Origin of the sequence: Aeromonas sp. S13(2024), from assembly GCF_041402405.1 — a bacterium.
Lineage (GTDB): Bacteria > Pseudomonadota > Gammaproteobacteria > Enterobacterales > Aeromonadaceae > Aeromonas > Aeromonas veronii.
In genome coordinates this window covers 1-22,719 of sequence record NZ_JBGLRA010000022.1, presented here as the reverse complement: position 1 = coordinate 22,719, position 22,719 = coordinate 1, and the positions used below count along the sequence as shown (strand labels likewise).

Sequence of the window (22,719 nt, the reverse complement as noted above, 5' to 3'; positions counted from 1 at the left end):
CGCAGATCAGTAGCGCGCCAGAATGCGCAGGATGTCGTCTTTGGTGTCGGCCGCGATAATGGCCGCCACGTCCTCTTCATTCATAAACAGCTCGGCCAGCTGGGCGATGGTCTCCACGTGGGAGTTGCTGTCGCTGGCGGCCAGGGTGATCAGCAGCCGGATCGGGTCGTTGCCTTCGGAATCGAAGTTGACACCCTGCTTGATGACGGTCAGCCCCAGACCCAGCCGGTTGACGCCGTCTTCGGGGCGGGCATGGGGCATCGCCAGACCAGGGCCCAGCACGTAGTAGGGGCCGAGCTCTTCATGAGAGCGAAACAGTGCCGCCACGTAGGAGGGCTCGATGGTGCCATTGGCCAGCAGGGGCGCCGTCGCCAGTTCGATGGCGTGACGCCAGTCGCGGGCGGCGGGTTCGATGCGGATGACATCCTCGGTCAGCAGTTGAGTCAGCATGGTGGTGATCCGGCTAGTTAAGATGGCGCCAATCTATCGATCTTGCGGTGGTGAAACTGTGAGGGTGATCGCGAAAGTTAGCGCTATCAGATAGCGCTAACATCAAACTGTGATAGCGCTATCACTTCACCCATTAACGGGAGTCATCTTGCCCCCGTGATCCGGGAAAGAGGGTAGAATCGGCCCTGAGCAAATGGTCAGTGGCGCTCTTTTGCCTTAAAGTGAGCAGCCGCAAGTCGAGGATGGGATGGATGTCAGAAGCAAAGAAGCGCCGTAGCACGGGTCGGGTGACCCTCAACGATGTGGCCCAGCTGGCTGGTGTGGGGGCCATGACGGTTTCCCGTGCCCTGCGCACGCCGGAGATGGTCTCCGACAGGATGCGCGAGCGCATCGAAGCTGCGGTGGAAGAGCTCGGCTATATCCCCAATCGGGCCGCCGGGGCGTTGGCCTCTGCGACTTCCCAGACCATCGTAGTGATCGTCCCCAGTCTGGCGGAAGCGGGCTGTGGCGAGATGATCGCGGGCCTGCAACAGACCCTGCTTGAGGAGGGGTATCAGATCATGCTGGGTGATGCCCAGCATCTGAAGCAGCAGGAAGAGAGCCTGCTGACCAGCTTTTTGCAGCACAATCCGGCGGCGGTGGTGCTGTTTGGTGGCGATCCCGGCGAGACGATCCGTACCCGCCTGAAAGCTGCCCGTTTGCCAGTGGTTGAGGTGGGTGCCATGGCCCGCAGCCCCATCGACATGAATGTGGGAGTCTCCAACTTCGATGCCGGTTATCAGCTCACCCGCCACCTTATCGAGCGGGGCTACCGCAATATCGGTTTTCTCTGCGCCCGTCAGGAGCAGTGGATGCTGCAACAGCGGATGCAGGGCTGGCAGAAGGCGCTGCTCGACAACTACCTCTCCCCCGATGCCATCATCAACACCTCGGAGCGGCCCAGCTTCAGTACCGGCGCCACTATGCTGGGTGAATTTCTGCTGCGCTGGCCCGAGCTGGACGCGCTGATCTGCGTCAACGACGAACTGGCGGCCGGGGTGCTGTTCGAGTGCCAGCGCCGCCATTTGAATGTGCCGGGCAAACTCGCCATCGCCGGATTTGACGATCTGGATGTGGCGCGCGCCTGTTATCCGACCCTTACTTCGGTCAGGATCCCCTATCGCAAAATGGGACAGGAGGCTGCCGAGCTGATCCTGCGCCAACTGGCCGGGGAGCCCGTGATGGGCACCGCGCTGGCTCTCGATTTTCAACTGCAAAAGCGTCAAAGCAGCTGATCCCCGTTTCACACGTCATCAAAGAGGCAACCATGTTCAAGGCTCTGTTACTGGAAAACCAAGACGGCAAGACTGTACCGACTCTGACCCGGCTGGCCGAGAGCCAGTTGCCGGAAGGTGAGGTGCGGGTAGCGGTCGCTTACAGCTCCATCAACTACAAGGACGGACTGGCCATCACCGGCAAGGGCAAGATAGTGCGCCAGTGGCCGCTGGTGCCCGGCATCGACTTCGCCGGTACCGTGCTCGAATCTGCCGACAGCCGCTATCAGCCCGGCGACAAGGTGGTGCTGACCGGTTGGGGTGTGGGCGAAGGGCACTGGGGCGGCATGGCCGAACAGGCGCGGGTCAAGGGGGACTGGCTGGTGCCGTTGCCCGCCGGGCTGGATGAGCGGCAGGCCATGTGCATCGGTACCGCCGGTCTCACCGCCATGCTCTGCGTGCTGGCACTGGAAGAGGCGGGTATTACTCCCGCAAGCGGCGAGGTGCTGGTCACTGGTGCAGCAGGCGGTGTGGGCTCCACCTCGGTTGCCCTGCTGGCAGCCCGTGGCTATCAGGTGGCGGCGCTGACCGGTCGTCCCGAAGAGCAGGGCGCCATGCTGACCGCACTGGGTGCCAGCCGCATCGTGCCGCGCAGCGAGCTGCTGGTGCCTGCCAAACCGCTGGAAAAACAGCTGTGGGCCGCTGCCATCGATACCGTCGGCAGTCAGGTGCTGGCCAAGCTGCTGGCCCAGATGAACTATGGCGGCGCTGTGGCAGCCTGCGGGCTGGCGGGCGGTTTCGATCTGCCGACCAGTGTGATGCCCTTTATCCTGCGTAATGTGCGGTTGCAGGGGGTCGATTCGGTGATGTGCCCGTTTGAACGTCGTCAACTGGCGTGGCAGCGACTGGCACGGGATCTTCCTGCCAGCTTCTTTGAGCAGGCGGTTACCGAGATTGGGCTGGAGCAGGTAGTGGAGGCCGCCGAGGCCATCACGCAAGGCCAGATCGCAGGTCGCACTCTGGTCAAACTTTGAACTCTCTCTGACTGGCGAGCCCGACAATTCCGGATAAAATTGGAGTGCGGGTGAACTATCCAAGGAGAGTGAAGATGGGTGGACACAAGCCGGATTACGACTCCTCTGATGATGATTGGGAGCCGGATTCCTGGGAAGAAGAGCTGGATCAGTGGGAAGATGAAAGCTGGCAGGATGATGACACTTTCGATGACCAGTGAACCACGGCATTGAACGAACAGGCGGGCTTTGGGCCCGCCTGATTTTTTTGCCGCGCTCACATGGCTGAGCGTTCGTCCTTGGTCAGGGGCGGGGCGCTGGGTAGAATGAACTGCCCAAATGACGCTCAAGGATGACTATGCGACTCACCATCATATTGTTGGCTGCCCTGCTGGGTGGCTGTGTCTCCAACGATGATCCCTGCGAGAAGGTGTGGAGTGAGGTGGGGGAGGCGGATGGCAAGCTGGGCTTCACCACCGAGCGGATCGAGTTCCATCAGGGCCAGTGTGGCAAGAAGGTGGATCCCGAACTGTGGAAGCAGGGACATCAGAAGGGATTGGCATGGTATTGCCGCCCCGAGCATCTCTATCTGGCTGGCCGTTCAGGCGAAGAGTATCGCGGCGTTTGCCCGAATGATATCCAGGCGCGCAGATTGTTCGAACAGGGGCGTCAGGGGTGGACCGATCAATAACGCCCTGACAGGGGGGCGTTACTCCTCTTTCAAACGCAGCGGCTGGCAGAGGTAACCCTTGTCATTGGCACTGCGGGCGCACTTGCTGCAGACAAACTTGGGTTTGCGGACTATCTTGCGCAACGCCTTGAGATCGGTGGGGATCTCGTGACGGCGCCATTCACACAGGGTTTTGCTGCCCATAACGACTACCTCTACGACTTGACGGCCGTATTGTAATCGATTTTCATTTCGAATAAACCGACAAAGCTCGCTTATTGGCCGATATGCCAATAAGCGATTGTTTCGGGAGGGATTACTGGTAGAGGAACTTGGTGAAGATAAGCTCGCGTACCGCTTTCTTGCCGGTCTCTTTCACCAGCAGTTCGTTGACGGTTGTCTCGCACTCCTTGCGCAGCTCTTCTCGGTTGGTCAGGGACTTCACTTGATCGGCATTTTTGCTGCCAATCAGGCGGATGATGGCATCGCGGATCAGCGGGTCATGCTGCTCCAGCAGCTTGAGATCGGCTTCGTTTTCCGCCATCAGCTCTACTGTGACCCGGATATAACCGAGGGTTTTGCTATCACTCAGGTAGTTGGTGATGATGTCGGGATCGAGTGCATGGTAGGAGAAACCGGGCTTGGCAGCCCCCTCTGTGCCCTCGGCGGGCGGCTCATCTTCAGCCAGAGCTTGCTGCTGCAGGGCGCCACAGCTCAGTAACAACACCAGCAGAATTTTGAATATCTTCATATAGATGGCTCATCAGCAAGAGATAACCCATTTTTGATGTTGCCATCGGGGCCGTCAAGCACGGATGTTCTTACATTTCGCTATTGATTTACGGATAATAAACCGGATTTTAACCTGAACACGGAAATCTCTGGATGGTGAAGCTGTGAAGTCCGAGTTGACTGTTCCCCTCACGCCGTTAAGCGGGTGGCTGGCCCCCGAATGTTGCGAATTGCCCGCCAGCTTGCGCCCCTGGCTGCTGGAGCCCGGCTCCATGACCCGGCGGCTGCGTCAGCACAATCGCCACTTTTCGGTGGAGTGGCTGGGCAATCACCCGGTCGCCCTTACTGCCGATGAGCAGTGGCTGGTGGATTCGGCCTCGCCGGCCGGTACCTGCCGCGAGGTGATCCTGCACGGGGATCGTGGGCCCGCCGTGCTGGGCTGGACCCTGTTTGCCGATGACGCATTGCAAGGGAGCGGCATTGCCGAGCTTGGCGAGCAGCCGCTGGGTGAGCGGGTATTTGGCCATGAGCCTGCCCGCCGCGATCATCTGCAGCTGGCCCGTTTCGATATTGCCGCCAATCCCCGTTGCCCGGCCGCCACTGTCTGGGGGCGTCGTTCCCGTCTGTTTCTGGGGCAGTGGCCACTGCTGGTGCACGAGCTGTTTCTGCCCTCTCTCGTCTGTGACAAGGAGCTGGAGTGAATCTGTTAACCAAGGAGCGGGGACTTGCCTACATGCAGTTGGCCCGCGTCGACAAACCCATAGGTACTCTGCTGCTGCTGTGGCCAACCCTGTGGGCCCTCTGGCTGGCCGCCGGTGGCCTGCCCAATCTCTGGGTGCTGACCGTGTTTGTGGTCGGGGTCTTTCTGATGCGCTCGGCAGGTTGCGTGATCAACGATTATGCGGATCGCAACTTCGATGGCCACGTCAAACGCACCGCCGGTCGCCCCTTGCCCACGGGCAGAGTCAAGCCGTGGGAGGTGCTGGCGCTCTTCTTCGTGCTGGCGCTCATTTCGTTTGGTCTGGTGCTGACCATGAATCCGCTCACCATCGGTCTGTCGTTTGTCGCCCTGCTGTTGGCGGTGAGCTACCCCTTCATGAAGCGCTTTATCTCCAATCCCCAGCTGGTGCTCGGGATGGCCTTCTCCTGGTCGATCCCGATGGCCTATGCGGCGCAGGCGGATGCCCTGCCGCTGGTGGCCTGGTTGCTCTTCTTCGCCAATCTGCTCTGGACGGTGGCTTACGACACCCAGTACGCCATGGTGGATCGGGATGACGACCTCAAGATCGGCCTCAAATCCAGCGCCATCCTGTTTGGTCGTTACGACAAGCGGATCATCGGCGCACTGCAACTCTCGACGCTGCTGCTGTTGCTGGCGGTCGGGCAGCTGATGACGCTGGGGGGCTGGTATTACTGGGGATTGCTGGGGGCGGCGGTGCTGTTTGTCTATCAGCAGCGGCTCATTCGCGAGCGGCAGCGGGAAGCCTGCTTCCAGGCGTTTCTCAACAACAACTATGTGGGGGCGCTGGTGTTTGCCGGTCTGGTGCTCGATTACCTGCTGGCGTGACATGTTCCCGCGCAGACTCCGATAAAAATGAAGGCCGCATGATGCGGCCTTCATTGTTTGCGTTGCAGATTAGAGCTGATTGCCTGCCTGAATGGTGCGGCGGATCTTGTTGCTCAGCAGCGGCACTATGTTGTCGGCCAGCGCCTGGAAGCGGCCGAGATCCGGCTTGCACTCAGGAGAGAGGTAACCCTCTTTGCGCAGCGTGTGGATCAGGGTGCTGAACAGCTTCTGGTCGAAGAACTCGGGGGCGTTGATACCGTGCAGGGTGCCGAGGCGCTCTGCCATCATCAGGCCGTCCGCCTCGAGCTGCTCCGCCTCGATATGGGGTTGGGCCAGCACCCGGGTCAGCACGATGGCGTAGCGTTGCAGGGTCTCCTGAATGCTCTCCGCCAGCAGCAGCAGGCGCATCTGGTTGGCCGGATTGACCCAGTAGCCGTCATCGCGGGTCTCGATCAGTTGCTGGGTCTGCAGAGCGTCGAGCAGGCTGTCGACCAGCGCTGGCAGCTCCTCCTCTTCATAACGCAGGAACAGCTCGGTCTTGAGCAGCGGATAGATGTCGATGCAACGGGCCATGATCTCGCTGCGGGAGATCCCTTCGCACCGTTCGATCAATGCTGCCACCAGAGAGGGCATGGCGAACAGGTGGAGGATGTTGTTGCGGTAGTAGGTCAGCAGGATCGCCTGATAGCGGTCGAGACTGATGATCTGCCCCAGCTTGTCCTCGCTCACCTCGAATTTGTTGAGCTCCATAGCCTGATCCAGCAGGGTCTTGGCATCCTCATCCGGAATGGTGCTCTGCGGGCTGTAGGGTACCGCCTTGAGCAGATCCAGATAGGTGTTGAGCTGGGCCTGCAACTCGTCGCGGGTCAGGGCGTGGCGCTCGGCGGCCAGCAGCGCCAGCGCACTCAGGGTCAGGCCGTTGACCGCGGCAGCGCCGTTGATGCGGGTCATCAGCAGTTCGGCCAGATTGTTGACGGTGCCCGCCATCCACTCCGGACGCTCCTCTTCCCCGATGTGCTTTTTCCAGTCGGGGATATGTTCGCTCAGGTAGCTGTTGAGGGTCAGCGGTTCGCCGAAGTTGACGAAGCCACGGCCGTAGTTACGCAGCTTGCGCAGGATGCCGAGCACCTGCAGGAAGCTCTCCTTCTCCTTGCGGCTCCCTTTGAGCTCGTTGTGGTAGGTGTTCACCTCCATCACGTGCTCGTAACCCAGATAGACCGGCACCAGAGTGACCGGTCTGTCCAGCCCGCGCATCATCGCCTGCAGGGTCATCGCCAGCATGCCGGTCTTGGGCGGTAGCAGACGGCCGGTACGGGAGCGCCCCCCCTCGGTGAAGAACTCTACCGAGTAACCCTTGGCAAACAGCAGGTTGAGGTATTCCCGGAATACCGTGCTGTAGAGCGGGTTGCCCTTGAAGGTGCGGCGAATGAAGAAGGCGCCGCCGTGGCGGAATATGGGGCCCGCCGGCCAGAAGTTGAGGTTGATGCCTGCCGCGATATGGGGCGGCACCATCCCCTGGTGGTAGATGACGTAGGAGAGCAGCAGGTAGTCCATGTGGCTGCGGTGGCAGGGGACATAGACAATCTCGTGCCCTTCCTGCGCCAACTGGCGTACCTTCTCGGCGCCATTGACCGACAAACCACGGTAGAGCTTGTTCCACAGCCAGCCGAGGAAGCTCTCGCCCAGGCGGATCAGCCGGTAGGAGAAGTTGGAGGCGATCTCGTCCATGTAGCCATGGGCACGCTTTTGCGCCTTCTCGAGGCTGATCCCCTCGCGCTGGGCCTCCTCTTCAATCGCCTGCTGGATCACCGCGGAGTCGAGCAACTGCTTGAACAGCAGGTTGCGGTTCGGCAGTTTCGGGCCGGTGGCGGCCAGCTGCTGGCGGCTGAAGTGGGTTCGGGCCACTCGTGCCAGCTTGTGGGCGATCGCCTCGTCGGTACCGTGCTTGTCGGCCATGTAGCGCAGGGAGAGGGGCGGCGAGAAGCGCACCAGATTCTCGCGACCCTTGAGGATCACGATAAGCGCCTTCTTCAGCCGGTTCGGCGCCAGGCTGCTGATGATGTTGAGGCCGGAGGCTTCTTCCCCTTCCCGACCCGGAGCGCGGCCCCAGAACAGGGTGACGGGCACCACCTGGATATCCAGCTCGGGATCCTGCTTGTGCAGATCCAGCAGCTGGTGGAACTCCTGCAGGAAGGGGAGCGGTTTGCTGCGTTTGCCAAACAGGGGAGGCGGACGGTCCAGACAGACATAGCGCGGCAGCAGCTGGCCGTTCAGTTCCAGCGGCGTGAAGGGGCCGGGCAGACCGAGATCCTCGCAGCACTGCTGCAGGGTCATCAGGTCGGTGATCGAACTGGTTTTCAGGGCATAGACGATGGGTCTGGCCGGATCCAGATTGAGTTCTGTGATGGGATTTTCCGGCAGGCTCTTGTGATTGACCAAGCCGCTGACCGGCCATTGCAAGATGGCTCTGGAAATCTTCTGTCCTAGGGACATGTGCGTCTGCTCTCCAAAAAAATGCGGCGTGAGCATAGCAAATCGACAGCCCCTTGTCGCCGAGAGGTACGATGAGTCGGCTGCGCAGGATCAAAACAGCAGTAAATGAGGGGTTGGTTGCGACAAATGTCAGCTGCGCCTTGCCTTGGCCACTGCACTGTATATACTGCCAGTGTGCTGTATAAAAAGACAGGTGCCAATTCTATGAAACCCCTTACCCCCCGCCAGGCCGAAGTGCTGGAGCTGATCAAGGTGAACATGAGCGAGACCGGTATGCCGCCGACTCGTGCCGAGATTGCCCAGAAGCTTGGTTTCAAGTCGGCCAATGCGGCCGAAGAACATCTGAAGGCCCTGGCCAAAAAAGGGGTCATCGAGATCATGCCGGGCACGTCCCGCGGCATTCGCCTGTTGCTCGAAGAGGAAGAGGTGCTGGAAGAGAGCGGCTTGCCGCTCATCGGCAAGGTCGCTGCCGGTGAGCCTATCCTGGCTCAGGAGCATATCGAGAGCCACTATCAGGTTGATCCCGCCCTGTTCCACCCGCGCGCTGATTTTCTGCTGCGGGTGCAGGGGATGAGCATGAAGAACATCGGCATTCTGGATGGCGATCTGCTGGCGGTGCACAAGACCCAGGAGGTGCGCAACGGTCAGGTGGTAGTGGCCCGTCTCGATGAGGATGTCACCGTCAAGCGCTTCCAGCGCAAGGGCAGTCAGGTATGGCTGCTGCCGGAGAATGAAGAGCTCTCCCCCATCGAGGTGGACCTCTCCTGCCAGCAACTCACCATCGAAGGACTGGCGGTCGGGGTGATCCGCAACGCCGACTGGATGTAATCATCCCCGCCAACTGCGTTTGCCACACGGCCTCCTTCGGGAGGCCGTGCTGTTTCTGGCGCACTTTCCCTGTCATATCAAACAGATCATCGGCGGCGGCATTTTTGTCCTGCGCGACCGGCTACCAATCATCCATTTCAGATATATGCTCAGATCAGTGCCCTGTCGCCGAGACAGGGCTTGGCACCTCCCTCTGACCATCACAATGCGTCGGTACGGAAGGGCCGGTAACAACGAGAATCGGGCAGTACACCTTCACGGGATATGAAGGGGGAGTGGGGAGATGCCGAGCCTTATCGGGCAAAGGGGACCACTCGTAATGGTTGCAGATAGTCGTGACGGGCCTGTTCCCAGTTCAGGCCGACGAAGCAACATGACCTGTCGGTCAAGGAGGACTGGTATGGCATCAAGATCGCCATGGGATTCAGAGGCTGGGGCTGCGCCAGCGGAATCGTCAATCACCCGTTTTGTCAAAGGTAGCCGGATGACTTGGTTTTACGGTCTCTGGCTGCACCATCGTGGTTCGCACTGGACGCTCTGGCTGGGATGTCCGAAAGAGAAGGTGGTGCGTCTGGTGCTGCTGTTCAAACGTGGTCATGGCGATCGCCAGGGGGAAGAGGGCTGGCTGGCCCCCGTGATTCCCATCGGCGTGCGGGCCATCGGCAAGATGTTGCAGCAGGGGCGTAACGCTCGCCCCTGAGCAGAAGAGACAAACAAATCCATCCATAACCGGCACCCGAGGGGGCCGGTTTTTTTATGGCCGCAACTGGCGATTAATTATGCCAAATGGTCGACTCCTGACAGGGCGTTGCACAAGGTTGAACCACCTTGGCGGCTCACTGGGGTACAATGCCCCCCTCTTGTCCGGTCACTGCTGGCCATCTGCCTCGAACTGAAAGGGTCTCTTGTTATGATGAAGCTCCGCTATCCCCTGCTCTTTCTGCTGCTGACAGCCTGCCTGATCCTGGTGTTTTACGCCACGCAGCCAGAGCAGCCGGAACAGGCTGACTACTATCCGGCGGGGCGGGACATCAATGATTTCGCCTTTACCGATGCGGACAACCAGCCGTTCACCCCTGCCAACCTGAAGGGGCACTGGACCTTCCTGTTTGTCGGTTACACCTTCTGCCCCGATATCTGCCCCACCACCCTGGCAGATATGCGCTCCGTCTATGACCAGCTGAAGAAGATGGCGCCCGACAGTCAGGTGGTGTTTATCTCGGCGGATCCCCAGCGTGACGATATTCCACGCCTCAAGACCTATACCGCTTTCTTCAATCCCGAGTTCAAGGCGGCCACTGCCCCCCACGACAAGCTGTTTCCGTTCGTGCGCAATCTGGGGCTCATCTACTCCATCGCCAATCAGGGGGAGAAGGATTACCTGATCGATCACTCCGCCTCCATCGTGCTCATCAATCCCAATGGCAAGCTGCAGGCGGTGTTCCGCCCGCAGGTGGCGCCGGGTCAGGTGCCCAGGGTGCAGATGGCCACCATGCTCTCTGATTTCGCCCGCATCCTGAAGTTGGCAGGCCACTGAGCGTGACCCCAGCTGTTGCCCCCTGGTGGCGTGATCCCTCTCGCCACCGCGCCGTCTTTGCGCTCGCCCTGCCCATGGTTTTCTCCAATATCACCACCCCCTTGCTGGGGCTGGTGGACACCTGGGTGATCGGTCATCTCGGTCAGGCCTGGTTTCTGGGGGGCGTTTCGGTCGGCGCGACCCTGATCAACCTCATCTTCTGGCTGCTCGGCTTTTTGCGGATGTCGACCACCGGCCTGACGGCGCAGGCGCACGGCGCAGCTGATGGTCGTGCCCAGCTCGATACCCTGCTGCGGGCGCTGGGGCTGGCCATTGCTCTTGGCCTGGCGCTGCTGTTGTTGCTCTTCCCCCTGTTGCCACGACTGATCGCCCTGAGTGGCGGCTCGCCCGAGGTGCAGCTCTATGCGGGCCAATATGTGGCGGTGCGGATCTGGAGCGCCCCGGCGGCGCTCTGCAATCTGGTGATCATGGGCTGGCTGCTGGGGATGCAGGATGCCCGCAGTCCCATGGTGATGTTGATCCTCACCAATCTGGTCAATATGGCGCTCGATGCCCTGTTTGTGCTCGGGCTCGGCTGGCAGGTGCGGGGTGTGGCGGCAGCCTCGGTCATGGCGGACTACTGCGCGCTGGCAGTCGGCATCTGGCTGGTACGCCGTCAACTGCGGCAACTGGCACCGACGGTGTGGCAGGATGGCTGGCAGCGCTGGCGGCAGCTCGCGCCCATGGTGCGGCTGCTCGGCCTCAACCGCGATATCTTCCTGCGATCCCTCTGTTTGCAGCTCTGCTTCGCCTTCATGACTCTGCAAGGGGCGCGGCTGGGGGATGTAGCGGTGGCCGCCAATGCGGTGCTGCTCAACTTTCTGATGCTCATCTCCTACGGACTTGATGGTTTTGCCTATGCGGTGGAGGCCATGGTAGGACGAGCCATCGGTCAGCGGGATCGGCAGAAACTGCGGGAGGCCATCGTGCTCAATCTGGGCTGGGCCGCCCTCATTGCCAGTGGTTTTACCCTGGTGTTTGCCCTCTTTGGTGCCCACCTTATCGGCTATATCACCGACATTCCGGCCGTGGTGGCGGAGGCACATCGTCAGCTTCCCTGGCTGATCGCCATGCCCTTGCTGGCGGTCTGGTGCTTCCTGCTGGATGGCGTATTTATCGGGGCGACCCGGGCGCGGGAGATGCGCAACAGCATGTTGCTGGCCGCGTTTGGCGGCTTCTTCCCGATCTGGTGGCTCTGTCAGTCGTGGGGCGTGGCCGCGTTATGGGCGGCGATGGCGGCGCTGATGGTGGGGCGCGGTCTGTCGCTGGGGGTCACTTGCTGGCGGCTGGAGCACAGCGGGCATCTGCTCGACGCCCGCCACTGATCATCGGTGGCGCTTACATGGCACCGTCGTAGCCGAGCTGGCGCCAGCTCTCGTAGACAAAGACAGACACCGCGTTGGAGAGGTTCATGCTGCGGCTCTGGGGCACCATAGGGATGCGCAGCCGCTGCTCGAATGGCAGACTCTCGATGATCTCGATGGGCAGGCCGCGACTCTCTGGGCCAAACAGCAGGGCGTCGCCAAGGGCATATTGTGCTGCCGAGTGCGCGGTGCGGCCCTTGGTGGTGCAGGCAAACACCCGTTTGGGCGCCACGGCTGCCAGAAAAGCCTCATAGCTCGGCCAGCGCTTCACCTCGGCAAATTCGTGATAGTCGAGTCCCGCCCGCTTTACCCGCTTGTCATCCCACTCAAATCCCAGCGGCTCGATCAGATGGAGCCGGTAACCGGTATTGGCGCAAAGCCGGATGATATTGCCGGTGTTGGGCGGAATTTCCGGCTGGTAGAGGACGATATCGAGCATGACGAGCTCCTGCAAAGAGATGTAAAACCAAGAAGGGGCGCCAGCATACCCAGCGTCCGTCCGGATGAAAAGGATCAGGCGATGGGCAAGCGGATGGTGATGGTCAGCCCGGTCGGGTGATTGTTGCTGGCCGCAATGGTGCCGCCGTGGCGCTGGATCGCCTCCGAGGCGATGGCCAGCCCCAACCCAGTGCCGCCAGTCTTGGCGTTGCGGGCATCATCGACCCGGAAGAAGGGTTGGAACAGCAGCGCCTGCTGCTCGTCAGGCACCCCGGGGCCGTCATCCCGAATGGTCATCACCCACTCCTGCCCCTCCCGATACCAGTCCACCTTGATGAACTCGCGGGCATATTTGAGGGCATTGCGCAGGGGGTTTTCCACCGCCCGGGCCAGCAGCTCGGGCCACATCTGGATCGACTCGGCAGGCAGCGGCGGCAGTCTGAGCTGTTTGCCGCTCTGGTTTGCCTCGAACATGGCATCTTCGAGGATGGGCTCCAGCAGGTCGGCCAGCGGCTGCACGATGGGGGCTTCAACATGCTGTTGTACTCGCGACAGATCCAGCAGATCGCCGATCAGCTTGTCCAGCCGTCCGATCTCCGATTCGATCCGCGCCAGCTCGGCGCTGTCACCCTGCTTGCGGCGGATCAGCGCCTGCGCCAGTTGCATCCGGGTGAGGGGGCTGCGCAGCTCGTGGGAGATATCGGAAAGCAGCTGTTTCTGCTTCTGGATCATGCTCTTGAGTGTCTCCACCATGCGGCTGACGTTATCCGCCAGCTGGCCGATCTCGTCGCCCCGTCCCAGGTTGGGGATCTGTACCTCCAGATTGCCAGCCGCCAGTTGGGAGACCGACTTCTGCAACTGCAGGATGGGGCGGGTCAGCCGCCAGGCGAGCAGCAGGCAGAGCGGGGTGCTGACCAGCATCGAGATGCCCAGAATGCGGATCGGGTGATCCAGCACCTGAATGAACAGGAACAGGTAGGGATTCTCGGCATTGAGGCCGAAATAAACGTGATAGCGATGGCCGTGGTGCTCCATCAGGAAGGGGCCGGCGATCGCCTTGCGATCCTCGTTGCCCAGCATGGGATTGGCCGGGTCATCGGCATCCACCATAAAGCGTACCACGAACTTGCGCGGATGGGTGGTGGACTGGATCTGCCCCTTCTCGTCGCGCAGGTAGACGTTGTCCACCGGCAGCATGGCGATCTTGTCCATCGCCTTGGCCAGATCGAAATCCTGATCCGGCTCGGCGGCGTTGAGCAGGGCCTGCACGTTGTTCTGCATCCGCGCCACTTCGTGGGTCGGCAGCGGGATCTGGTTGCGGGGATCCAGGGTCGGCAGGCTGATCACGGCGGCCAGCATCACCAGCAGCATGAACCAGAACCAGAGGAAGATGTGGGTCGAGATCCCGTTGAGGGAGTTGATGCGCTCTATTCTTGCTCTAGCCACAGGTACCCGCGCCCCCGTACGGTTTTGAAGCGGGGCTGGCCATCGGTGCGGTCCGGCAGCTTCTTGCGCAGGTTGCTCAGGTGCATGTCGATGGCCCGATCGAAGGGTTCCAGCTTCTTGCCCAGCACCTGCTCGGAGAGGTGGCTCTTGCTGACGATCTGGCCGGGATTGCGCAGCAGGCACTCCAGCAGCCCGAATTCGGTGGCGGTCAGCTCCAGCAGCTGTTCGCCGCAGCGGGCCTGCTGCAGGCCGGGTTGCAGCACGATATCCATGAAGTGCACTTCGTCGGAGGAGTTGCCGCGCTGGGGCGGGGCGCTCTGGGTACGGCGCAGGATGGCGCGTACCCGGGCCAGCAGCTCCCTGTCATCGAACGGCTTGGCCAGATAGTCGTCGGCACCCGCTTCCAGACCGTTAACCCGATCCTGGCTGTCACCGCGGGCGGTCAGCATCAGCACCGGGGTGTCGTGGGTCTTGCGCAGCTTGGTCAGCATGGCAAAGCCGTTGAGCTTGGGCATCATCACGTCCAGCAACACCAGATCGAAGCTCTGCTCCGCCAGCCGTTGCAGCCCCTCTTCACCATCCTCGGCGACCGTGACCTGAAATCCCTCCAGGGTCAGAATTTCGGTGAGCAGTTGGGTCAATTCAAGATCGTCGTCGACCAGGAGTATTCTGTTCATCTGGTGTTATTCCGCAGATTTTCGCGCCAAACTGACGCCGGGGTCAGGGTATAATAAGTTTTTCATCGCCAGAGGAAAGCCGGTTTTGAGCCATCAACAATATTCCCGTTGGGTGACCTTTGCCAGCATAGCGGCGGTTACCACCGCTACCTTGCTGATCATCGGCAAACTGATCGCCTGGCTGATGACCGACTCATCGACCTTGCTGGCGTCGCTCACCGACTCCTTCATGGATGTGAGTGCCTCCATCATCAACCTGCTGGCCATTCGCTATGCGCTTGCCCCGGCCGATGACGAACACCGCTTCGGTCACGGCAAGGCGGAGTCGCTGGCGGGCCTCATCCAGTCGGCCTTTATCTCCGGCTCCGCCCTGCTGCTGGTGATGCACGGAATTTCATCCCTGCTCAATCAGGCGCCTATTCTGCGGCTGGAAGCGGGTCTCTGGGTCAGCGGTGGCTCCATCGTGCTGACCCTGCTGCTGGTCAGCTTCCAGAGTTTCGTTATTCGCAAGACCAACAGTGTGGCCATCAAGGCCGACATGCTGCACTACCGTTCCGATCTGCTGCTCAATGCCGGTGTCTTGCTGGCGCTGGTGCTGGCGGGGCAGGGGTGGTACTGGGCCGACGGCCTGTTTGCCATCCTGATCGGGCTATTCCTGTTGTGGGGGGCGGGACACATCGGCTACGAGTCGGTGCAGGCCCTGCTCGATCGTCAGTTGCCAGCGGAAGAACAAGCGAGAATAATGGCGCTCTGCTGTGCCGTAGAAGGTGTACACGGCGTACATGACCTGCGCACCCGTCAATCCGGGCCGACCCGATTCGTACAGTTGCATCTGGAACTGGATGATCAGATCCCCCTGGTCAAGGCCCATCAGATCGCCGATGAAGCCGAACTGGCGGTACGCCAGGCATTCGAGCGGATGGATGTCATCATCCACATGGACCCCATCTCGGTGCTGACAAAAGAACAACAGAGCCCTCACCCAGAACAACAGTAGGCTGCAACATGGATGAACTGGTTGCCAAAACCTGGCACAAAATTCAGCAAGAAGCACAGAGCATGGCGGCCCAGGAGCCGATGCTGGCCAGCTTCTTCCACTCCACCATTCTCAATCACAAGAATCTGCGTTCGGCCCTCAGCTTCCAGCTGGCCAACAAACTCGACAGCGCCACCATGCCCGCCATCGCCCTGCGCGAGGTGATCGAGCTGGCCCTGCGCAGCGAGCCCGAGCTGCTGACGGTAGTGGCGGCTGACATCTGCGCCGTGCAGGAGCGGGATCCTGCGGTCGATCTCTTCTCCACCCCACTGCTCTATCTCAAGGGGTTCCATGCCCTGCAGGGTTATCGGGTCGCCAACTGGCTGTGGCGTCAGGGGCGCCGCTCGCTGGCCCTTTATCTGCAAAACCAGATCTCGGTGGTGTTCGGGGTGGATGTGCATCCGGCCGCCCGCATCGGCAAGGGGATCATGTTTGACCACGCCACCGGCATAGTGGTCGGCGAGACGGCGGTGATTGAAGATGATGTCTCCATCCTGCAGAGCGTGACCCTCGGTGGCACCGGCAAGGAGAGCGGCGATCGTCATCCCAAGATCCGCGAAGGGGTGATGATAGGGGCGGGCGCCAAGGTGCTCGGCAATATCGAAGTGGGCGTGGGCGCCAAAATTGGCGCGGGCAGCGTGGTGATCAACCCGGTGCCGCCTCATACCACGGTCGCTGGCGTACCCGCCAAGATCGTCGGCCGTCCGGAGTGCGACAAGCCTTCACTGGATATGGATCAGTGTCTCTGATCTCCCGGCCGGAGTAGTCGATGGCCAAACGTTGGTCGGGTTATCTGATTTTGGGGATGTGGCTGCTCAACCTGCTCCATCTCTATCTGGGACTCTCCCCCTGGCCTGCGGCCATTGCGGCCTGGGGGGCATCACTGCTCACCTGGCCCTGGCTGGTGGGGGCCGCCAAGCGGCAGGCGCTGGCCTTGTATGGCGCGGCGCTGTTGCTGCTCTTCTTCTCTTGGTGGCAGGGAGCGACCCTCACCGCCGGTGACTGGCTGCTGCCCAACATCAATATGCTCACCATGTTTGCCGCGGTGAGCACCCTCAACCTCGCCACCTCGGGTCTCTTGACCGGCACCACCTCCTGGATCGGGCGCAAGGGGCTGTGGAGCACCATGGCCAGCCTCAATCTGCTGGGGGCGGTCATCAACCTCTCGGTGCTTTTTATCATCGGCGATCGGCTGGAGCGCAATGGCACCCTGGAGCGGCGTCAGGTGATGGTGCTGAGCCGGATCTTCTGTGCCGCTGCCTTCTGGTCACCCTTCTTTGTCGCCATGGCGGTAGCACTGACCTATGCGCCGGGCTTGCAGCTCTCCCATATTCTGCCGTTCGGGATCCTCGCCGCCTTGCTGGCGATGGGGCTGACTGCCTGGCAGGTAGAGCGGATCGGAGTGGCCGACTTTGCCGGTTATCCACTGCGGCTGCAGACCCTGGGGTTGCCGGTCACGCTGGCGCTGCTGGTACTGCTCATCAAGCAGATCTGGCCCCAGCTCGGCATTCTGGCGGTGATCGCACTGGTGGCCCCGCTGCTGGCGTTGCTCTTTATGCCGAGGGCCGGGCGCAAGGCGGCCCTCAAGCGGCAGGTGGTGGAACGCTTTCCCGCCATCGGCGGTCAGCTGGTGCTGTTTCTGGGGGCCGGTTTGCTGGCGGCAGGCATCAACAGTGCGCTGTCGGTCATCGATCTAGGCTCCGGTCACGGCTTGCCGCTGTTCAACCACTTTGGCTGGCTCGAAGCATCCCTCACTCTGCTGCTGATCCTGCTGGTGGCCATCGTCGGGGTGCATCCGCTTATCAGTATCTCCGGGCTGGCGCCGCTGCTCTGGCCGCTGGCGCCGGATCCCAGCCTGCTCGGCATGTGTTTCCTGCTGGGATGGGGGCTTGCCACCGGCACCAGTCCGCTCTCCGGCTCCAATCTGGCACTGGCCTCCCGCTACAACCTCAGTGCCGGGCTGATCCTGCGCTGGAACCTGCTCTACGGCCTGCTGATGTATGTGGTCGCCTGTCTGTTGCTGGGGGCTTATATCGCCTTGCATAGATAACGGCGATTCCGTCGAGAGGGTGCAAATGATGCGCGGGCGGCGAGGCCTTTTACGCACGGTTCAGTGTGTTGTCGCGGCTCGGGCGCAGGATGCGAGAAAAATAGACGCATATTTAGACAATACATCTATGGAAGGCGCATTTTACAGCGCACTGGCTTGTTTGTGCCGATGCGCTCGGGGTATGCTGGCTTCACGCGCTTGAATCGCCCTCTGTGGGGCATCGCAATTGAACAAACAGGTATGCATATGTCACTAGAAGTCCTTGAGCAACTCGAATCCAAAGTACAATCCGCCGTCGACAACATCTCCCTGCTGAAGATGGAGCTGGACGAGCTGAAAGAGCAGAACAGCAAGCTGCAAGACGAGAACCATCAGCTGCGCAACGAGCACACTGCATGGCAGGAGCGTCTGCGTGCCCTGCTGGGCAAAATGGATCAGATGGGCGAAACCATCTAATTCATCGCCTTCAGGCAGAATTGAAAACGGGCCGCTCCATGAGCGGCCCGTCTGTTTTTGGCAGGGTGAGGATTATAGCGCCAGCAGTTGCTTGACCGTCTTCTCGATGCCGTCTGCCGCTTCGACTATGTTGTTGGCCAGCATGTAGGCGGGGGTGGAGATCACCTTGCGCTCCTGATCCACCACGAATTCGTTGACCGGGCAGTTGAGATGGCTGCCACCCATCGCCTCAATGGCGTTGGCGGTACCCTCGTCATGGCCGATGGTCGCCAGCGTCCCGGCACCATAGATCAGCGGGATCATGGCGGGTGCGATGCAGATATAGGCGGCCGGTTTGTTGGCGTTGGCAAAGCTCTGGCACGCTTTCAGCACATCGGGCTGGATCTGGCACTCGGCCCCTTTGATAGCGAAGTCGCACAGGTTCTTGGCCGCGCCAAAGCCGCCGGGCACCAGCAGCGCGTCGTAATCGGCCGCATCCAGCTCGGCCACATCCTTTATCTGGCCACGACAGATGCGGGCCGCTTCGACCAGCACATTGCGGCTCTCTCCCTCGCTCACTTCACCGGTCAGGTGGTTGATGACATGGAGCTGCGCCACGTTCGGGGCGAAGCACTGGACGGTGGCTCCCTGACGGGCCAACGCCAGCAGACTGATGACGGCCTCGTGGATTTCGGCCCCGTCAAAGACACCGCAGCCACTCAAAATCACGGCCACTTTTTTCATGGCAAACTCCTCGTTGTTGAAAATGTGAGCCAGGATGGATTGTTGTACTTTTGTATGGTTATCGCTCGCCCTCCGCTGGTCAAGTCATCTTGCTGTGCTAGGATTGTTTCGTTTTGGATCCTGCCGTACCTACTCCCTTAAATCTTTTTCCACATTGATCGAGATCATTCTAACTGTCTCGCGATCGGTTTTTACGATCTCAATTAATTGTTTTTAATAGATTTTTGTATTCTTATGCACAGCTTTATCACTGTGCGCTCTGATGCGCCCCATTTTTGAACACAGAGTTATCCACAGACTGAGTCCCTTTATCAGGCGCTGTGTGCTGTTGCTGCGCCCCTTGGTGTGAGGGGGGCCCTGTGGCATCCTAGCGGCTGTTTATCTCTGGCAGGACGATTTCATGGCCCCTAGCAACCCCCTTATTCTGGTCGACGGCTCCTCTTATCTTTACCGCGCCTTCTTCGCCTCCCAGCAGGCTGATCTGCGCACATCGACCGGTTTGCCGAGCGGCGCCGTCCGTGTCATGGCCAACATGATGCGCAGCCTGCGCAAGCAATATCCTGACTGTCATGTGGCCGTGGTGTTTGATGCCAAGGGCAAGACCTTCCGCGATGACATCTATCCCGAGTACAAGGCGACCCGTGCCAGCATGCCGGACGATCTGCGCAGCCAGGTTGCCCCGATCCACCAGATGATCAAGGCGATGGGTTTCCCCTTCCTGATGGTGGAGGGGGTGGAGGCCGACGACGTGATCGGCACCCTGGCCCGTCAGGCGACCGAGAAGCAGCTGCCGGTGCTGATCAGCACCGGTGACAAGGATATGGCGCAGCTGGTCTCCGACCATGTCACCCTGATCGACACCATGAAAGATGTGAAGACCGATCGGGAAGGGGTGATCGAGAAGTTCGGCGTACCGCCCGAGCTCATCATCGACTATCTAGCCCTGATGGGAGACAAGGTGGACAACATCCCCGGCATGACCGGCGTTGGTGAAAAGACTGCACTGGCCCTGCTGCAGGGGATCGGCAGCATCGACGAGATTGCCGCCAATCTGGACAAGGTGGCCGCGCTCGGCTTTCGTGGCTCCAAGGCGTTCGCCGACAAGTTCCGCGAGCAGGAGGAGCAGGTTCGTCTCTCCTATCGACTGGCGACCATCAAGACCGACGTCGAGCTGGAACAGAGTCTGGAAGAGCTGTTGCTCAAGCCGGTCGACAAGGAGTCCCTGCTGGCGGTCTATCGCGAATACGAGCTGCGCAACCTGATCAAGGAGCTGGAATCTGGTGGTGAAGAGGGCAGCGAGAGCGCCGGACAGGACGAAGCTGGCGATGAGAGCGCCGCTCCGGTTGCCGCCATCGAAACCGACTACCGCTGCATTCTGGACGAAGCCGAGTTTGACGGCTGGCTGGAACAGCTGAAAGCGGCACCGTTGTTTGCCTTCGATACCGAAACCACCAGTCTCGACTATATGGAAGCGCGGATCGTCGGCGTCTCCTTCGCGGTTGAGCCGGGCAAGGCTGCTTATGTGCCGTTTGGCCACGACTATCTGGGGGCACCGGTACAGCTGAGCGAGGCCGTGGTGTTGGGCAAGCTCAAGCCGCTGTTGGAAGATCCGACCCGTCTCAAGGTGGGGCAGAACCTCAAGTACGACCGCAACGTGCTGCTCAACCATGACATCGACCTGCAGGGTATCGCCTACGACACCATGCTCGAGTCCTACGTGCTCAACTCCACCGCCAGCCGTCACGATATGGATTCGCTGGCCAAGCGTTACCTCGGGGTTGAGACCACCTCCTTTGAAGATATTGCGGGCAAAGGGGTGAAACAGCTCACCTTCAACCAGATCGAGCTGGAGCAGGCCGCCCCCTATGCGGCGGAAGATGCCGATATCACCCTGCGTCTACACCAGACCCTGTGGGGTCAGCTGGAGGCCGTGCCGGGTCTCGCCAAGGTATTCAGCGAGATCGAGCTGCCGCTGTTGCCGGTACTGGCGCGGATGGAGTTGCTCGGCACCACCATCGATCCCAAGCTGCTGCACCAGCAGAGCCAGGAGATCGAGCTGCGCTTGGCGGAGCTGGAGAAGCAGGCTCACGAGCTGGCCGGGCAGGAGTTCAACCTCTCCTCGCCCAAGCAACTGGGGGAGATCCTCTTCACCAAGCTGGGCCTGCCGATCATCAAAAAGACTCCGAAGGGTGCGCCATCCACCGCAGAAGAGGTGCTGGCCGAGCTGGCGGAGACCTATGAGCTGCCGCAACTGCTGATGGAACATCGCGGTCTGGCCAAGCTCAAGTCCACCTACACCGACAAGTTGCCGCTGATGATCAAGCCCCGGACCGGGCGGGTACACACCTCCTATCATCAGGCGGTAGCGGCTACGGGCCGTTTGTCATCATCTGATCCCAACCTGCAGAACATCCCGGTGCGCAACGAGCAGGGGCGCCGGATCCGTCAGGCCTTTATTCCGAGCGCCGGTTACAAGCTGGTGGCGGCGGACTACTCCCAGATCGAGCTGCGCATCATGGCGCACCTTTCCGGTGACAAGGGGCTGCTGACCGCCTTTGCCGAGGGCAGGGACATCCACAAGGCGACTGCCGCCGAGGTGTTCGGCGTGGCGCTCGATGCGGTCACCACCGACATGCGCCGCAGCGCCAAGGCGATCAACTTCGGTCTTATCTACGGCATGAGTGCCTTCGGTCTGGCCAAGCAGCTGGGGATCGGCCGCGCCGAAGCACAGAAGTACATGGATCTCTACTTCGAACGCTACCCGGGCGTGCTGGAGTATATGGAGCGTACCCGTCAGCAGGCGGAAGCCCAGGGATATGTCGAGACCCTGTTTGGTCGTCGCCTCTATCTACCGGATATCAAGTCCCGCAACGCCGGTCTGCGCAAGGCAGCCGAACGGGCCGCCATCAACGCCCCGATGCAGGGCACGGCCGCCGATATCATCAAGCGCGCCATGATCAACGTGGACAGCTGGATCCGCGGTATCGGGGATGAGTCGATCCGCATGCTGATGCAGGTACACGATGAACTGGTGTTCGAGATCCGCGAAGAGAAGCTGGAGGAGTACACCGCCACCATCAAGGAGAAGATGTCGGCTGCTGCCGAACTACATGTGCCGCTGCTGGTTGAAGCGGGTACCGGCGACAACTGGGATCAGGCCCACTGATCTCCGGTCAGCCGTTTTGCACTGCTATATAGCTATATAAGAAGCGAAGCCCGGCATCATGCCGGGCTTCCTGTTTCTGCCAGCCCTATCAGGTCTCTTGCAGATACTCATTCTTGAGCAGCACATAGTTGTCGGCCGAGGTCTTGAGAAAGGCGATCTCGGCGGGCTTGAGCGGGCGAGCCTGTTTGACGGGATTGCCTATATATAGAAAGCCCGATTCGAGTCGCTTGCCCGGTGGCACCAGACTGCCAGCTCCGATCATCACATCATCCTCGACAACTACCCCATCCAGAATGATGGCCCCCATGCCGACCAGCACCCGGTTGCCGATGATGCAGCCGTGCAGCATTGCCTTGTGGCCGACCGTGACATCCTTACCGATCAGCAGCGGATAGCCGTCAGGATTGCCAGCACTCTTGCGAGTCAGGTGCAGCACAGTGCCATCCTGAATATTACTGCGGGCACCGATGCGGATATGGTTTACATCCCCCCGTGCCGCCACCATGGGCCAGATGCTGGCATCGTCGGCCAGCTCGATATCTCCCACCAGTGTCGCGCAGGGATCTACATACACCCGTTTGCCCAGTTGCGGGCGTTTTCCCTTGTAGGGTCTCAGTCGCAAGTCCATCTTGGCCTCCTTGTTTTCGGCCATTCTAGCAATCTGGAACCGGTTTCTGTGGATAAGTTTGTATAAAAGCTGTGTTTGGATATGAATAACTAAAAAAGTGCAGTTTTTTGCAATTTTATTGCAGATAAGGGGTTGCCAGAAAGAATCTGTTCC

The 22,719-nt window shown here is 60.5% G+C and carries 24 protein-coding genes; 15 read left to right on the top strand and 9 right to left on the bottom strand.

From position 1 onward, the window contains the following. Positions 1-6 precede the first annotated feature (6 nt). Positions 7-450 (bottom strand): PTS sugar transporter subunit IIA, encoded by a 444-nt coding sequence (locus ACB042_RS19400; protein WP_005356016.1) that lies wholly within the window; start codon positions 448-450, stop codon positions 7-9. 251 nt (positions 451-701) lie between these two features. Here ACB042_RS19400 and ACB042_RS19395 point away from each other — a divergent pair, with 251 nt between their 5' ends. The 4 genes from ACB042_RS19395 to ACB042_RS19380 all read left to right on the top strand — a co-directional run bounded on the left by ACB042_RS19395 (position 702) and on the right by ACB042_RS19380 (position 3,407). Beyond that, entirely contained in the window at positions 702-1,724 is a 1,023-nt protein-coding gene (locus tag ACB042_RS19395; RefSeq protein ID WP_064339009.1) for a LacI family DNA-binding transcriptional regulator, read from the top strand. 32 nt (positions 1,725-1,756) lie between these two features. Beyond that, entirely contained in the window at positions 1,757-2,737 is a 981-nt protein-coding gene (locus ACB042_RS19390) for an MDR family oxidoreductase (RefSeq protein WP_371178952.1), read from the top strand. Positions 2,738-2,811: 74 nt separating this feature from the next. Continuing rightward, positions 2,812-2,937: a hypothetical protein gene (locus ACB042_RS19385; RefSeq protein ID WP_005339521.1), complete on the top strand. Its 126-nt coding sequence runs from the start codon at positions 2,812-2,814 to the stop codon at positions 2,935-2,937. A 137-nt stretch (positions 2,938-3,074) separates the two neighbouring features. Beyond that, positions 3,075-3,407: a DUF2799 domain-containing protein gene (locus ACB042_RS19380; RefSeq protein WP_058057059.1), complete on the top strand. Its 333-nt coding sequence runs from the start codon at positions 3,075-3,077 to the stop codon at positions 3,405-3,407. Positions 3,408-3,425: 18 nt separating this feature from the next. Here ACB042_RS19380 and ACB042_RS19375 read toward each other — a convergent pair whose 3' ends face one another. Together ACB042_RS19375 and ACB042_RS19370 are read right to left on the bottom strand one after the other, a co-directional pair. After that, positions 3,426-3,590: a hypothetical protein gene (locus ACB042_RS19375; RefSeq protein ID WP_005339525.1), complete on the bottom strand. Its 165-nt coding sequence runs from the start codon at positions 3,588-3,590 to the stop codon at positions 3,426-3,428. Between the two features lie 112 nt (positions 3,591-3,702). Continuing rightward, complete coding sequence (locus ACB042_RS19370) at positions 3,703-4,137, bottom strand: flagellar basal body-associated protein FliL (protein ID WP_040069400.1); 435 nt, start codon at positions 4,135-4,137, stop codon at positions 3,703-3,705. A gap of 145 nt (positions 4,138-4,282) precedes the next feature. Here ACB042_RS19370 and ACB042_RS19365 point away from each other — a divergent pair, with 145 nt between their 5' ends. Further along, positions 4,283-4,819: a chorismate lyase gene (locus ACB042_RS19365; RefSeq protein ID WP_005339534.1), complete on the top strand. Its 537-nt coding sequence runs from the start codon at positions 4,283-4,285 to the stop codon at positions 4,817-4,819. Further along, on the top strand, positions 4,816-5,685 hold the full coding sequence (ubiA, locus tag ACB042_RS19360) for a 4-hydroxybenzoate octaprenyltransferase (protein WP_005339536.1): 870 nt from the start codon (positions 4,816-4,818) through the stop codon (positions 5,683-5,685). The genes ACB042_RS19365 and ubiA overlap by 4 nt, the downstream gene beginning before the upstream one ends. Positions 5,686-5,754: 69 nt before the next feature. On the opposite strand, the gene plsB is transcribed toward ubiA, so the two are convergent. After that, positions 5,755-8,178 carry a glycerol-3-phosphate 1-O-acyltransferase PlsB gene (gene plsB, locus ACB042_RS19355; RefSeq protein WP_019446525.1) on the bottom strand — a complete coding sequence of 808 codons (2,424 nt, stop codon included), beginning with the start codon at positions 8,176-8,178 and terminating at the stop codon, positions 5,755-5,757. A gap of 204 nt (positions 8,179-8,382) precedes the next feature. On the opposite strand from plsB, the gene lexA reads away from it, so the two are divergent. The 4 genes from lexA to dinF all read left to right on the top strand — a co-directional run bounded on the left by lexA (position 8,383) and on the right by dinF (position 11,907). Next, positions 8,383-9,006, top strand: a complete 624-nt coding sequence (gene lexA, locus ACB042_RS19350; protein WP_005339540.1) for a transcriptional repressor LexA — start codon at positions 8,383-8,385, stop codon at positions 9,004-9,006. Positions 9,007-9,490: 484 nt separating this feature from the next. Beyond that, a complete protein-coding gene (locus ACB042_RS19345) occupies positions 9,491-9,706 on the top strand; it encodes a hypothetical protein (protein ID WP_019446524.1) in 216 nt (71 codons plus the stop codon). A gap of 210 nt (positions 9,707-9,916) precedes the next feature. After that, a complete protein-coding gene (locus tag ACB042_RS19340; protein WP_236269672.1) occupies positions 9,917-10,543 on the top strand; it encodes an SCO family protein in 627 nt (208 codons plus the stop codon). 2 nt (positions 10,544-10,545) lie between these two features. After that, entirely contained in the window at positions 10,546-11,907 is a 1,362-nt protein-coding gene (gene dinF / locus ACB042_RS19335; RefSeq protein ID WP_371178951.1) for an MATE family efflux transporter DinF, read from the top strand. A 13-nt stretch (positions 11,908-11,920) separates the two neighbouring features. Here the strand turns inward: dinF and trmL are convergent, their stop codons facing one another. The 3 genes from trmL to ACB042_RS19320 form a co-directional block, all read right to left on the bottom strand. Beyond that, a complete protein-coding gene (trmL, locus tag ACB042_RS19330; RefSeq protein ID WP_005339545.1) occupies positions 11,921-12,385 on the bottom strand; it encodes a tRNA (uridine(34)/cytosine(34)/5-carboxymethylaminomethyluridine(34)-2'-O)-methyltransferase TrmL in 465 nt (154 codons plus the stop codon). A 74-nt stretch (positions 12,386-12,459) separates the two neighbouring features. Then, positions 12,460-13,830, bottom strand: a complete 1,371-nt coding sequence (locus ACB042_RS19325) for an ATP-binding protein (RefSeq protein ID WP_040069397.1) — start codon at positions 13,828-13,830, stop codon at positions 12,460-12,462. Further along, the gene (locus ACB042_RS19320; protein ID WP_005339549.1) at positions 13,812-14,507 is read right to left on the bottom strand and encodes a response regulator; all 696 of its coding nucleotides are present in this window, start codon (positions 14,505-14,507) and stop codon (positions 13,812-13,814) included. The genes ACB042_RS19325 and ACB042_RS19320 overlap by 19 nt, the downstream gene beginning before the upstream one ends. 85 nt (positions 14,508-14,592) lie before the next feature. Between ACB042_RS19320 and ACB042_RS19315 the strand changes: the two genes are divergently transcribed. The 4 genes from ACB042_RS19315 (at position 14,593) to ACB042_RS19300 (ending at position 18,049) form a co-directional block, all read left to right on the top strand. Then, positions 14,593-15,504, top strand: coding sequence for a cation diffusion facilitator family transporter (locus ACB042_RS19315; protein ID WP_005339551.1), 912 nt, complete (start codon positions 14,593-14,595; stop codon positions 15,502-15,504). Between the two features lie 8 nt (positions 15,505-15,512). Further along, positions 15,513-16,292 carry a serine O-acetyltransferase gene (gene cysE / locus ACB042_RS19310; protein ID WP_371178950.1) on the top strand — a complete coding sequence of 260 codons (780 nt, stop codon included), beginning with the start codon at positions 15,513-15,515 and terminating at the stop codon, positions 16,290-16,292. A gap of 20 nt (positions 16,293-16,312) precedes the next feature. Beyond that, positions 16,313-17,593, top strand: a complete 1,281-nt coding sequence (locus tag ACB042_RS19305; RefSeq protein ID WP_371178949.1) for a hypothetical protein — start codon at positions 16,313-16,315, stop codon at positions 17,591-17,593. A 246-nt stretch (positions 17,594-17,839) separates the two neighbouring features. Continuing rightward, complete coding sequence (locus tag ACB042_RS19300; RefSeq protein ID WP_005339554.1) at positions 17,840-18,049, top strand: cell division protein ZapB; 210 nt, start codon at positions 17,840-17,842, stop codon at positions 18,047-18,049. A gap of 72 nt (positions 18,050-18,121) precedes the next feature. On the opposite strand, the gene elbB is transcribed toward ACB042_RS19300, so the two are convergent. Beyond that, positions 18,122-18,772 (bottom strand): isoprenoid biosynthesis glyoxalase ElbB, encoded by a 651-nt coding sequence (elbB, locus tag ACB042_RS19295; protein ID WP_371178948.1) that lies wholly within the window; start codon positions 18,770-18,772, stop codon positions 18,122-18,124. A gap of 400 nt (positions 18,773-19,172) precedes the next feature. Here elbB and polA point away from each other — a divergent pair, with 400 nt between their 5' ends. After that, positions 19,173-21,938, top strand: a complete 2,766-nt coding sequence (polA, locus tag ACB042_RS19290; protein WP_371178947.1) for a DNA polymerase I — start codon at positions 19,173-19,175, stop codon at positions 21,936-21,938. Positions 21,939-22,026: 88 nt separating this feature from the next. Here polA and ACB042_RS19285 read toward each other — a convergent pair whose 3' ends face one another. Next, positions 22,027-22,566, bottom strand: coding sequence for a gamma carbonic anhydrase family protein (locus tag ACB042_RS19285; protein WP_371178946.1), 540 nt, complete (start codon positions 22,564-22,566; stop codon positions 22,027-22,029). Positions 22,567-22,719 lie beyond the last annotated feature (153 nt).